This is a genomic window from Leifsonia sp. Soil_N53, from assembly GCF_057655165.1.
Genome location: NZ_JBDGMM010000064.1, coordinates 159,254 through 172,286 on the forward strand (window position 1 = coordinate 159,254; position 13,033 = coordinate 172,286).

Sequence of the window (13,033 nt, forward strand, 5' to 3'; positions counted from 1 at the left end):
ACCCGGCTACTTCTTCCCGTCCTTGCCCTTCTCGGTGTCCCCCGACAGCGCCGCGATGAACGCCTCCTGGGGCACCTCGACGCGGCCGACCATCTTCATGCGCTTCTTGCCCTCCTTCTGCTTCTCGAGGAGCTTGCGCTTGCGGGTGATGTCGCCGCCGTAGCACTTGGCGAGGACGTCCTTGCGCATCGCCCTGATGCTCTCGCGGGCGATGATGCGGGCGCCGATCGCGGCCTGGATGGGGACCTCGAACTGCTGGCGCGGGATCAACTCGCGCAGCCGGCCGGTCATCAGGACACCGTACGCGTACGCCTTGTCGCGGTGGACGATCGCGCTGAACGCATCCACCTGCTCGCCCTGGAGCAGGATGTCGACCTTCACGAGGTCGGCCTCCTGCTGGCCCGTGGGCTCGTAGTCGAGGGAGGCGTAGCCCGCGGTGCGGCTCTTCAGCTGGTCGAAGAAGTCGAAGACGATCTCTCCGAGCGGCATGGTGTAGCGGATCTCGACACGGTCCTCGCCGAGGTACTCCATGCCGAGGAGCGCGCCGCGTCGGCTCTGGCAGAGCTCCATGATCACGCCGACGTAGTCCTTGGGCGCCAGGATCGCGGCCTTCACCATCGGCTCTTCGACCTTGGCGATCTTGCCGCCGGGGAACTCGCTCGGGTTGGTGACCGTGATGACCTTCTTGTCCTCGGTCGTGACCTCGTAGATCACGCTCGGGGCTGTGGTGATCAGGTCGAGGCCGAACTCGCGTTCGAGGCGTTCGGTGACGATCTCCAGGTGCAGGAGGCCGAGGAAGCCGCAGCGGAAGCCGAAGCCGAGCGCGACCGAGGTCTCCGGCTCGTAGACGAGCGCGGCGTCGGACAGCTTGAGCTTGTCGAGCGCCTCGCGCAGCTCCGGGTAGTCGCTGCCGTCGATCGGGTACAGGCCGGAGAACACCATCGGCTTCGGCTCGGTGTAGCCCGCGAGGGCCTGGGTCGCGGGCTTCGCGGCCGTGGTGATCGTGTCGCCGACCTTGGACTGGCGGACATCCTTCACGCCGGTGATCAGGTAGCCCACCTCGCCGACGCCGAGGCCCTTGGAGGGGGTCGGCTCGGGGGCGGAGACGCCGATCTCCAGGATCTCGTGCGTCGCCTTCGTCGACATCATCTGGATGCGCTCGCGCGGGCTGAGCTTGCCGTCGACCATGCGGACGTACGTGACCACGCCGCGATAGCTGTCGTAGACGGAGTCGAAGATCATCGCGCGCGCCGGAGCATCGGCCACGCCCACCGGCGCAGGGATCTCCTGCACGACCCGGTCGAGCAGCGCCTCCACGCCCATACCGGTCTTGCCGGAGACGCGCAGCACGTCCTCCGGGCGGCCGCCGATCAGGCTGGCGAGCTCCTGCGCGTACTTCTCCGGGTCGGCGGCGGGGAGGTCGATCTTGTTGAGCACCGGGATGATCGTGAGGTCGTTCTCGAGCGCCAGGTAGAGGTTCGCCAGCGTCTGCGCCTCGATGCCCTGCGCGGCGTCCACCAGCAGGATGGCGCCCTCGCACGCGGCGAGCGAGCGGGACACCTCGTAGGTGAAGTCCACGTGCCCCGGGGTGTCGATCATGTTGAGGGCGAACGTGCCGCCGTCGACGGCCCACGGCATCCGCACGGCCTGGCTCTTGATCGTGATGCCGCGCTCGCGCTCGATGTCCATGCGGTCGAGGTACTGCGCGCGCATGTCGCGGTCGGAGACCACACCCGTGATCTGCAGCATCCGGTCGGCCAGCGTCGACTTGCCGTGGTCGATGTGCGCGATGATGCAGAAGTTGCGGATGGAGGCCGGGTCGGTCGCGGCGGGCTCGAGTGGCTTCAGGGCTCGTGGTGACATTGTGTCGCCATTCTCCCATGAACCTCGGCGCGCCCGTCGCTCAGGCGAAGCGCTCGGCGCGCTCGACCACGTGGCCGGCGCCGTCCTCCCAGCGGTACACCTCGGCGCCGTCGATGAAGACGCGCTCGGCCCGGGAGTTCACGTCCAGCGGGTCGCCGGACCAGACCACGATGTCGCCGTCCAGCCCGGGCTTCAGCGCGCCGACCCGGTCGTCCAGTCCGAGGAACGACGCCGGGTTGACGGTCAGGGCCTCCAGCGCGGTCTCGCGCGGCAGCCCCTCCTTCACCGCAAGCGAGGCCTGGTGCACCAGGAAGTTGATCGGCACCACGGGGTGGTCGGTCGTGATGGCGACCCGGACGCCCGCTGCCGCGATGCGGGCGAGGTTGGCGATGGCGCGGTCGCGCAGCTCCACCTTCGAGCGGGAGGTGAACAGAGGGCCGAAGATGACCGGGATGTCCCGCTCGGCGAGCACGTCGGCGATCTTGTGCGCCTCGGTGCCGTGGTTGACGACCAGCTTGTAGCCGAACTCGTCGGCGAGACGGATCGCGGTCGCGATGTCGTCGTGGCGGTGGGTGTGCTGGTCCCAGACGAGCTCGCCGGCGAGGACGCGCGCCAGAGTCTCCTTGGTGAGGTCGCGCGCGAACGCCTTGCCGTCGCGCTCCGCCTCGTCGCGTGCCGCCGCGTAGTTCTGGGCCTCCACGAACGCCTGGCGGATGATCATGGCGACGCCGAGCCGCGTGCTCGGGGTCTGGTTCTTGCCGCCGTAGACGCGCTTCGGGTTCTCGCCGAGCGCGGACTTGACGCTCACGGCCTCCCGGATGACCTGCTCGTCGATGGTGCGGCCGCCCCAGCTCTTGATCGCGACGGTCTGGCCGCCGATGGGGTTGCCGGAGCCCGGCTTGACGACGATCGCGGTGACGCCGCCCGCGAGCGCGTCGCGGAAGCCCTCGTCGTCGATGTTGACCGCGTCGATCGCACGCACGGCGGCGGTGTTGGGCGTCGTCATCTCGTTGGTGTCGTCGCCGGCCGGGCCGTTGGCCTCCTCGTGGATGCCGACGTGCCCGTGCGCCTCGACGAAGCCCGGGAGCACCCACTTGCCGCTCGCGTCGACCACCTGGACGCCGGCCGGGACGACGACCTCCGCAGTCGGGCCGACGGTGCTGATCCGGCCGTCCTCGACGATCACCGTGCCCTTCTCGATGGGGTCTCCGGCGACCGGGACGACGTAGGCGTTGACGATGGCGATGCTGGAAGCGGTCATGGGATCGAGCCTACGCTTCGCGCCGTGGCCGGCAGACCCGCGCGGGCCGGCGCCGGGGGCCTCGGGAATGCGCGACCGAACGGTGCGTTGTCCCGTGGCATGAGCATTCTCCTGACCGGCGCGACCGGCTACATCGGAACCTCCGTCCTCTCCCGGCTCCTCGAGGAGGGCCACGACGTCACCGCGCTCGTCCGCGACGAGGCGAAGGCCGGGACCGTCCGAGCGGCCGGCGCCACCGCCGTGGTCGGCGACGCGACCGACGCGGAACTCGTCGCGCGGCTGGCGCGCGAGAGCGACGGCGTCATCCACCTGGCCTCCGCGCCGGACGTCGACCCGGTCTTCATCCCGGCCGTGCTCGACGGTCTCGCGGGGACGGCCAAGCCGTTCGTGCACACCGGCGGTGTCTGGACGTACGGCTCGAACGCGGACATCGCGGAGGACTCCCCCGCTGCCCCGCCGGCGATCACGGCCTGGCGCGGCGCGACGGAGGCCGTCGTCCTCGCCGCCCCGGGTGTCCGTGGGACCGTCGTCGTGCCGTCGGTGGTCTACGGCCGCGGCACGGGCCTGGCGCGCGTGATCGTGGACGCCCCGCACGGCTCGGGCGACGCGGCACCGCTCCGGCTGATCGGCGACGGCTCGCAGCACTGGTCCACCGTGCACGTGGACGACCTCGCCGCCCTGTACGTGCTGGCGCTCGAGCACGGCACGGCCGGCTCCGTCTACATCGCCGCCAGTGGAGCCAACCCGACGGTGCGCGAGCTCGGCGAGGCCGCCGCGGCCGCCGCCGGCGCGTCCGGAGTGGAGGCCGAGACGGTCGCACAGTCCCAGGAGCGGCTGGGCGCAGGGCTCGCGGAAGCGCTGCTCCTCGACCAGCAGGCGCGCGGCACGAAGGCGCGGATCGAGCTCGGCTGGGAGCCCAACGGCCCGTCTCTTGTCGACGAGATCGCGTCCGGCAGCTACGCTCCGGAGTTCGCACAGGCCTGAGCCGGGCGGGCTCGTGGCGACACGTTTTGGCGCAACGGTCCGCCGCTGGTAAAGTTGTTTGTTGGCTTGCGTGTGGGTGTCCCGCACGAACGCCGCAAGGCGCCCTCTCTCGCTGAGCGGCAACATCCGATACTCACTTCGAACGAAAGTAACCATTCGTGGCAAACATCAAGTCGCAGATCAAGCGCAACAAGACCAACAAGAAGGCGCAGGAGCGCAACAAGGCGGTCAAGAGCCAGCTGAAGACGGCCATCCGCGCCACCCGCGAGGCCGTCGTCGCCGGCGACAAGGAGAAGGCGACCGCGGCGCTGCGTCTCGCCGCGAAGCGGATCGACAAGGCGGCCAGCAAGGGCGTCATCCACAAGAACCAGGCGGCGAACCGCAAGTCGGCCATCGCCAAGCAGGTCGCCGCGCTCTGACGCAGTGACCGCTCGCGGGACCTGTCCCGCGCCGCGACGAACCCCCGCCCCGTGTCAACGGGAGCGGGGGTTCGCTGCATGTGGGGGGCGTTGGGGAGGCACAGCGCCGGGCAGGCGCGGTCAAGCGCGGCACCGTCGGGCACGCCGCCGCTACGCGGTGCGGCGTCAGCCGCGGCCGCGGGCGCTGACGATGCGGATCATGCGTTCGAGCGCGAACACCGGGTCGCGGCCACCGCCCTTGACGTTGGCGTCGGTCTCGGCGAGGACCTCGATGCAGCGGCCGATCCCGTCCTCCGTCCACCCGGAGAGGTCGCGGCGGGCGCGGTCGACCTGCCACGGTGCAAGGCCGAACTGCTGGGCGAGCTGGCCGGAGCCGCCGCGGGCGCCGGAGAGTTTCGCCATCGTCCGGATCTTGCTGGCGAAGGCCGCCACCATCGGCACCGGGTCGGCGCCGGACGCCAGGGCGTGCCGCATGGTCACCAGGGCCTCCCCGTACCGCCCCGCGATCGCCTGGTCTGCGACCTGGAATGCGTTGGTCTCGACGCGTCCGCCGTAGTACTTGTCGACCGTCGCCTCGGTGATCTGCTCGGCCGAGTCGGACAGGAGCTGCTGGCAGGCCGCGGCGAGCTCCGCCAGGTCATCCGTGAACGCCGAGGTGAGCGCCCGCAGCGCGCCCGGCGCGATCTTGCGCCCCGCCGCGGCGAACTCCGCCTGGGCGAAGTCGTACTTCTCCGTGTCCTTCTTGAGCTCGGTGCAGACGACCTCCACGCCCCCGCCGGTTCCCGCGCGGATCGCGTCCAGGAGCTTCTTGCCGCGCACCCCGCCCGCGTGCCGGAGGACGACGACCGTGCCGTCGGCCGGAGCGGTGAGGTAGTCGAGCATGTCGGAGAGGAACGGGTCGCCGGTCTTCTCGACCGCGTCCACCCGGATGAGCCTCGGCTCGCCGAACAGGGAGGGGCTCGCGAGCGTGAGCAGCTCGCCCGGCGCGTAGTCCGCCGCCGACAGGTCGCTGACCTCCAGGCTCGGGTCCTCCTGCTTGAGGCGGTCGCGCAGCAGCCGCGTGGCGCGGTCGGCGAGGAAGCCCTCCGTGCCGGAGACCAGGACGATCGGCGCCGGCCGGACCTGGTTCCAGGCGAGCTGCGGGATGGCGCTCTTCGCGGGTGCTCCGGACGCCCGGCCTCGTGAACCGCCCCTGCTGTTGCTTCGTGTCGCCACGTTCCTCCTCGTCCGTATAAAGGATAGAGGGGACCACCGGCAGCGGCCTGCGCGGCGGGGTCCGCACGCTGCACCCAGAGCCGCGGACTGTCCGCGCCCACCGAGACCAGCAGGAGCCCGGAGCGATCGGTGCGCGCGACGGCGGTGCCCGATCGCGCCAGCAGATCGAGCGCGCGCGTCGTCGGGTGACCGTAGCCGTTGTCGTCGCCGACCGACACCAGGCCGACCCGGGCCCGGAGCCCGTCGTACAGGGCTTCGCTCTGATCCGCGGATCCGTGGTGGGCGACCTTCACGACGTCCACGACGCCGAGCGCGGCGGTGTGGCGGAGCTGCTCCTGCTCACCCTCGCCGAGGTCGCCGAGGAACAGTGCGTCGGCACCCGCGCCGTGGGCCTGGACGACGAGGCTGCCCGCGTTCCCGCTCAGGACGGTCTCCCCCGGGCCGGGCGGCGGCGGCCACAGGATCCGCCAGCGCAACCCGCCCAACGCGCCGGCGGCGCCCGCGTGGGCGTGCTCGACGGCGATGCCGGCATCGGCCAGCCGGCCCAGGAGGGCATGATCGGCGGGACGGTCCGGCCGCCCGACGATGGCGCGCTCGGTCCGGCCGACCACCGCCTCGGCTCCGCCCGCGTGGTCGGCGTCGAAGTGCGTCAGGAGCACCCAGTCGAGCCGGTCGACGCCCAGCGTGTCCAGGCATTCCACGAGCGGCCCCGGCCGGCGGCCGACGTCGATCAGGCCGACATGTCCGCCGTCGCGGAGCAGGAGGGCGTCGCCCTGACCGACGTCGCACGCCGCGTAGAGCCAATCCCCCGGCCTCCCCAGCGCGACACCGGCGCCGATCCCGCCGAGCGCGCCCGCGTAGACGGTCGACCCGCCGAGCAGTGCGACCGCCGCGGCCGTGCCCACCGCGCGCGGCAGCCGGGACCGGACCGCGAGCAGCCCGACGGCGACGAGGGCCAGCGCGCACAGCGCGACGCCGACGACGCCTTCCGGCCACGGCAGCGCCGCACCCGGGAGGCCCGCCGCGAACCGCGCGACGGCCGCGATCCACGCCGACGGGAGCCAGGCCAGCCACACGACGACCTGCCCGAGCGCCGGCGCCCAGGGCAGTACCAGGCAGGCGAGGCAGCCCAGCACCGTGGCGACCGGCGCTGCGGGCTCCGCGACCAGGTTCGCCGGCACGCCGAACAGCGGGAGCGCCGGGTTCAGCAGGATCAGCACGGGTTGGCAGGCGAGCTGCGCGGCGAGCGGCACCGCCAGGGCGAGCGCGAGCCCGCGTGGCAGCCACGCGCTCAACCGCTGCGCGAGCGGCCGGGCGAGCACGAGCAGTCCGGCTGTCGCGAGCACCGACAGGGCGAAGCCGTAGTCGCGGGCGAGCCACGGATCGTGCACCAGCAGCACGATCACCGCGAGGGCGAGCGCGGGGAGCCCGTCTGCGACACGGCCGCGGGCGAGCCCGACGAGCACCACCGCCGCCATGGTCGCCGCGCGGATCACGCTCGCGCCCGGGCCGACCAGGACGACGAAGGCCGCGAGCGCGGTGCCGGCCGCGACGAGACGGCTGCGCCGGCCGAGACCGGCAGCGCGCGCGAGCAGGAAGACCAGGCCGATCACGAGCGCGCAGTTGGCGCCGGAGACCGCGGTGAGATGGCTGAGGGCGCTCGCCTTCATGGCGGTGTCGAGGTCGGCGCCGACCGCGGTCTCGTCCCCGATCGCGAGGCCGGGCAGGAGGTCGCCGCCGTCGCCGGGCATCGCTGCGGACGCGTCAGCGAAGGCCGCGCGGACGGGCCCGGGCCAGGCCAGCCACCATGGCGGGGGCTCCGCGACCGTCGGCGCCGCGGTGCTGTAGAGGGTGTAGGTGGTCGCCTCGCCCGGCTCGTTCGCGCGAACTGTGGCGGTGGCGGCGATGACCGTACCGAGGGCGTGGGCGCGCACGGCGTGGGCGTCGCCGGGGAGGATGACGGTGACGGGGACGCCCGCGTGGATGGTGGAAGCGCCGCCGGGGGCGGGCCTGCTGCCGCTGTCCACCGTCGTCCCCCGCAGCCGCCACTGCTCCGTGTCGGTGAGGCCCGTTGCAGTGCGCTTCGGGGTGCTCTCCACGCGCAGCGCGACGTCCACGCGGTCGTGATTCTCGGCGGCCGCCTGGAGGGTGGCGTCGGTCCGCGCCGGAGCTGCGGTCGCGATGCACGCCGCGCCGAGGGAAACGGCCGCGGCGGACAGGGCCGTGGCGGCCCACCAGCGCGGCGCGGGCTGGCGGCGGAGCCAGGTCTCCCGCGGGCGAGCAGACTTACGCTGAAGCCACCCCGCCAGCCCCAACGCCACCACTGCTCCCACCCCCGCACTCGCCGCGACCCACGGCATCGACGTCACGACGCCCACCCCGATGGCGCAGCACACCCAGAGTGCGGCGGCGGGGATCGCCAGGCGGAGGTCCGGCATCAGACGGTCACCCGGTCTTTGAGTCCGTCGAAGAGTTTCTGGCCGATGCCCGTCACTGAGAGGAGGTCGGTCACGGCCGCGAAACGGCCGTTCGATGTGCGCCAGTCGACGATGCGCTGGGCCAGGGCCGGGCCGATGCGCGGCAGGGTCTCGAGCTGGGCGGGCGTCGCGGTGTTCAGGTCGAGCGCCGCTCTCCCGGCATCGCCGGAGTCGAGACCGCCCGCATCGCCCGACGTCACCACCTCCCCGACCAGCGGCACCCGCAACTGCTCCCCGTCGTGCAGCGGGCGAGCCAGGTTCACCCCCGCCGGGTCGGCGCCCTCGGCGAGACCGCCTGCGGCCTCCACGGCGTCCACCACACGGGTCCCGGGCGCCAGCCGGATCAACCCCGGTGTGTTGACGGCTCCGGAGACATGGACGAACAGCTCAGCAGCCGCCGGAGTGTCCGTCGTCGGCGCGCCCGAGGCAGACGAGACGGACGCCGTCGCCGCCGTCAACGGCACCGCGCGCCCGCCGCTCAACCCCGAAACGAGCGCCGCGACGACGAACGCGGCGACCAGCAGCACGGTCGCCGCGCCCACGCCCACCTTCAGCCGGCGCGACGGCGCGTGCCCTGTCTCCTCGTCCCGATGTCGCATCCCCTCACGCTACGAATGCGCAACGAAGCACACGGGCGCGACGGAGAATCAGTGGAGAGACGACAGCGGCGGCCCTCCTGTGGAGGACCGCCGCCGCAGCGAACAGGAAGACTCAGCCGCGCGTGGCGATGTTCACCAGTCGCGGCGCCCGCACGATCACGTTGACGATCTCGCGGCCGCCGATCGAGCGGGCCACGGCCTCCGACCCGCGGGCCAGCGCCTCCAGGTCGTCCGTGCTGATCTTGGGCGCCACGTCGACGCGGTCCCGCACCTTGCCGTCGACCTGGAAGACGGCGGTCACCGACTCCTCGATCAGCAGTGTCGGGTCGGGCTTGCGCCACGGCACCAGCGCGACCGAGGGCTCGTAGCCCAGGGTCGCCCACATGTCCTCCGCGGTGTACGGCGCGAACAGGTTCAGCGCCATCGCGGTGACCTCCGCGGCCTCCCGCACTGCCGCGTCGGCCGGGCCGGGGGCGCCGTCGATCGCCTTGCGGGTCGCGTTGACCAGCTCCATCAGCCGGGCGACGACGACGTTGAACTTGAACGCCTCGATCAGCCCGGGAGCGTCGGCCAGGAAGCGGTGGGTGACTCGGCGCAGCGCCGGGTCGCCGGTCTTCCACACCACATTGGGGGCGCTCGTGACGTCGTGCGCCACGCGCCAGGCCCTGGCGAGGAACTTGGCACTGCCCGACGGCGAGACGTCCGCCCAGTCGATGTCGTCCTCCGGCGGGCCGGCGAACGCCATCGTCAGGCGCACGGCGTCCACACCGTGCTCGTCGAGCTGCTCCGACAGCTTCACCAGGTTGCCGCGCGACTTGCTCATCGCGGACCCGTCCATCAGCACCAGGCCCTGGTTCAGCAGCGCCGTGAACGGCTCGGTGAAGCTGATCGAGCCCTGGTCGAACAGCACCTTCGTGATGAACCGGGCGTACAGCAGGTGCAGGATGGCGTGCGTCACGCCGCCGACATACTGGTCGACCGGCGCCCACTTCTCGGCCTCCTTGGGGTCGAACGCCTGGGTGGGGTCGTTCGGGTTCAGGAAGCGCAGGAAGTACCACGAGCTGTCCACGAAAGTGTCCATCGTGTCGGTGTCGCGCTGGGCCGGGCCGCCGCAGTTCGGGCAGGCCACGTTGACCCAGTCGCTCGCCGCGCCCAGCGGGCTCGTGCCCTTGGGCTGCAGGTCCAGACCGTCCGCGGGCGGCAGCAGCACCGGCAGCTCCGACTCGGGGACCTGCACCTCGCCGCACTGCTCGCAGTGGATGATCGGGATCGGCGTGCCCCAGTACCGCTGACGTGAGATCAGCCAGTCGCGCAGGCGGAAGTTCTTCGCGGGGGCGCCCAGGCCGGAGCCCTGCAGCGCCTCCGTGACCCGGCGGATCGCGTTGGACTTGCTCAGCCCGTCGAACGGCCCCGAGTTGATCAGCCGGCCCTCGCCGGTCAGCGCGACACCGGTCTCGGCCGGGTTCTCCAGCGGAGCGTCCTCCGGCATGATCGGCTCGCCCGTCTCGGGGTCGGTCTGGATGACGGGGATCGCACCAGTGACCGGCTGGGTCGTGTCGACCACGATCCGCACCGGCAGGTCGAAGGCGCGCGCGAAGTCCAGGTCGCGCTGGTCGTGGGCGGGCACGGCCATGATCGCGCCGTGTCCGTAGTCGCTCAGCACGTAGTCCGCCGCCCAGATCGGGATGCGCTCGCCGGTCAGCGGGTTGACGGCGTGCCGCTCCAGGAAGACGCCGGTCTTCTCGCGGTCGCTGCTCAGGCGGTCCATCTCGGTGGTGCCGCGCACGGCCTCCAGGTACTCGTCGAAGCGCTCCTTGACCTCCGGGCGCACGTCGGCGACCAGCTCGGCGGCCAGGTCGGAGTCGGGCGCGACGACCATGAAGGTGACGCCGTACAGGGTGTCGGGACGGGTCGTGTAGACCGTCACCGGCTCCTCGCGTCCCTCGATCGCGAACTGCACGTCGGCGCCGGTGGAGCGGCCGATCCAGTTGCGCTGCATCGACAGCACCTTGGACGGCCAGGCGCCCTCCAGCTGGTTCAGGTCGTCCAGCAGCCGGTCGGCGTAGTCGGTGATCCGGAAGTACCACTGGGTCAGCTTCTTCTTGGTGACCAGGTTGTCGCAGCGTTCGCAGCGGCCGTTCACGACCTGCTCGTTCGCCAGCACGGTCTGGTCGAAGGGGCACCAGTTGACCTGGGAGGCCTTGCGGTACGCCAGGCCCTTCTCGTGCAGCTTCAGGAACAGCCACTGGTTCCAGCGGTAGTAGCCGGGGTCGCTGGTCTGCAGCACGCGGTCCCAGTCGAAGCTGGGGGCGTACCGGCGCATGCTGGCCTTCTGCTGGGCGATGTTGTCGTTCGTCCAGCCGGCCGGGTCGAGGCCGCGCTTGATCGCGGCGTTCTCGGCGGGCAGGCCGAAGGAGTCCCAGCCGATCGGGTGCAGGACGTTGAAGCCCTGGTGGCGCCAGTAGCGCGCGATGACGTCGCCCAGCGCGTACGCCTCGGCGTGGCCCATGTGCAGGTCGCCGGACGGGTAGGGGAACATGTCGAGCACGTACTTGCGCGGGCGCTTGTCGTCGGGGTCGGCCGTGGAGAACGGCTTCAGCTCGTCCCAGACCGGGAGCCACTTGTTCTGGATCTCGGTGAAGTCGTAGTGCGCACCGGCCTCTCGGACCGGCGCGGGTGCTGCATCGTGCTCGTGTGCCACTGGACTCTCTCTCGGATGTCGCCGCGGCCGGAGGGGCATCGCGACGAGAAGGCATCGGGCGCGTGGCCCGAGCTTCCAGGTTACTAAACGTTCGAAGCGTCCGGTCCGTTCCCGGGCGGCCGGAGGCCGGCGGCCTCGAACAGCGCCGCGGCCTTGATGTACACCTCGTCGAGTTCCTCGGCGGGCACCGAGAGGGCGGTGATGCCGCCGCCCGCGCCGATCGTGACGCCGCCGTCGCGGAACCGGAGGCTGCGGATCACCATCGCGACGTCGGCGGAGCCGTTCGCCGCCAGCGAGCCGAAGCAGCCGGAGTAGACGCCGCGCGGGCCGGCCTCCAGCCCCGCGAGGATGCGCATCGCGGACAGCTTCGGCGCTCCGGTCATGGATCCGGCCGGGAAGGCGGCGGCCAGGGCGTCCACGGCGGTCAGGCCGGGCCGCAGCCGGCCCTCGACCGTGCTGACGAGCTGGTGGACCTGCGCGTAGCTCTCCACCTCCAGGAGATGCCGGACGCCGACGCTGCCGACCTCGCACACCCGCCCGAGGTCGTTGCGCATCAGGTCCACGATCATCACGTTCTCGGCCTGCTCCTTCTCGCTCGCCTCCAGCTCGGCGCGCAGGCGGAGGTCCTCGGCGAGGGTGGCGCCGCGCGGGCGGGTGCCTTTGATCGGCTTGGTGCGCACCCGGCCGTCGGGCGTCACCAGCAGGAACTGCTCGGGCGACGAACTCACCAGCGCCTCGCCGCCGATCCGCAGGAATCCGGCGTGGTGGGCGGGGCTGCGGCGGCGGAGCCGCAGGTGCACGGCGAGGGGGTCGGCCGAGGTGAGCGCCGTCGCCGTGTTGGTCAGGCAGAGCTGGTAGGCGTCGCCGGCACGGATGGCGTCCTGGCAGGAGCCGATCATGGCGAGGTAGTCCTCGTCGCTGTGCCGCCAGCGCGGGATGGCGCCCTGGTCGCCGGTCGGGACCGGGTGGGCCGCCTCGTAGCGGGACGCACTCCCGCGCGCGCCGGCGAGCACATCGACAGCCCCGCGCAGCCAGGAGCCGTCCGGTGTCGCGTCGACCACGCTCGCCGACCCGTCCGAGTGGTCGAAGGCGACGAGGCGGTCGACGTACAGGAAGGCCGCGTCCAGCCCCGGATCCGCGGTGTACGGGACGCCGAGCGCCGCGGCCCCGGCCTCGTAGCCCAGCCAGCCCATCCAGCCGAGCGGAAAGCCGTGCGTCTCCGTCGGCGGCACGGGTGCGACGCGCAGCGCCTCGAGGATGCCGCCCTCGGCCGCCCGGCCGTCGATACTCACCGTGCCATCGGCCACCGAGGCCGTCACCAGCCGCGTGCCCGTGCCCAGGAAGCTGCGGCCGCTCTCCGCGTCGGTCCCGCTGTCGAGCCAGACGGCGTCGCCGTCCGGGAACAGCGCCGTGAAGGCGTCGGCCGGGTCGACAGGGGTGTGCAGTCGCTGCGTACGGGGTGGGAGGCGCACTGCCCCAGTCTGCACCAGCCGGCCGGGTCCGCGAGTCCGCGT

General features: G+C 72.1%; 8 protein-coding genes and 1 pseudogene. 2 read left to right on the plus strand and 7 right to left on the minus strand.

The features are described from left to right. Positions 1-6: 6 nt before the first annotated feature. Positions 7-1,863 carry a translation elongation factor 4 gene (gene lepA, locus AC3A3H_RS14330; protein WP_487615218.1) on the minus strand — a complete coding sequence of 619 codons (1,857 nt, stop codon included), beginning with the start codon at positions 1,861-1,863 and terminating at the stop codon, positions 7-9. A gap of 40 nt (positions 1,864-1,903) precedes the next feature. After that, positions 1,904-3,124, minus strand: coding sequence for an amidohydrolase (locus tag AC3A3H_RS14335; RefSeq protein WP_487615219.1), 1,221 nt, complete (start codon positions 3,122-3,124; stop codon positions 1,904-1,906). Positions 3,125-3,223: 99 nt separating this feature from the next. Here AC3A3H_RS14335 and AC3A3H_RS14340 point away from each other — a divergent pair, with 99 nt between their 5' ends. Together AC3A3H_RS14340 and rpsT are read left to right on the plus strand one after the other, a co-directional pair. Then, the gene (locus tag AC3A3H_RS14340; RefSeq protein WP_487615220.1) at positions 3,224-4,108 is read left to right on the plus strand and encodes an NAD-dependent epimerase/dehydratase family protein; all 885 of its coding nucleotides are present in this window, start codon (positions 3,224-3,226) and stop codon (positions 4,106-4,108) included. Positions 4,109-4,266: 158 nt separating this feature from the next. Next, positions 4,267-4,527 carry a 30S ribosomal protein S20 gene (gene rpsT / locus AC3A3H_RS14345; RefSeq protein WP_487615221.1) on the plus strand — a complete coding sequence of 87 codons (261 nt, stop codon included), beginning with the start codon at positions 4,267-4,269 and terminating at the stop codon, positions 4,525-4,527. Positions 4,528-4,692: 165 nt separating this feature from the next. Here rpsT and holA read toward each other — a convergent pair whose 3' ends face one another. The 5 genes and pseudogenes from holA to AC3A3H_RS14370 all read right to left on the minus strand — a co-directional run bounded on the left by holA (position 4,693) and on the right by AC3A3H_RS14370 (position 12,991). Beyond that, positions 4,693-5,742: a DNA polymerase III subunit delta gene (holA, locus tag AC3A3H_RS14350; protein WP_487615222.1), complete on the minus strand. Its 1,050-nt coding sequence runs from the start codon at positions 5,740-5,742 to the stop codon at positions 4,693-4,695. Between the two features lie 407 nt (positions 5,743-6,149). Continuing rightward, positions 6,150-8,180, minus strand: a pseudogene (locus tag AC3A3H_RS14355) (ComEC/Rec2 family competence protein); the annotation flags it as partial. Further along, on the minus strand, positions 8,180-8,818 hold the full coding sequence (locus tag AC3A3H_RS14360) for a helix-hairpin-helix domain-containing protein (protein ID WP_487615223.1): 639 nt from the start codon (positions 8,816-8,818) through the stop codon (positions 8,180-8,182). The gene AC3A3H_RS14360 and the pseudogene AC3A3H_RS14355, both read right to left, overlap by 1 nt. A 112-nt stretch (positions 8,819-8,930) precedes the next feature. Next, entirely contained in the window at positions 8,931-11,519 is a 2,589-nt protein-coding gene (gene leuS, locus AC3A3H_RS14365) for a leucine--tRNA ligase (RefSeq protein ID WP_487615224.1), read from the minus strand. 83 nt (positions 11,520-11,602) lie between these two features. Next, positions 11,603-12,991 (minus strand): anthranilate synthase component I family protein, encoded by a 1,389-nt coding sequence (locus tag AC3A3H_RS14370; RefSeq protein ID WP_487615225.1) that lies wholly within the window; start codon positions 12,989-12,991, stop codon positions 11,603-11,605. Between the last annotated feature and the right edge of the window lie 42 nt (positions 12,992-13,033).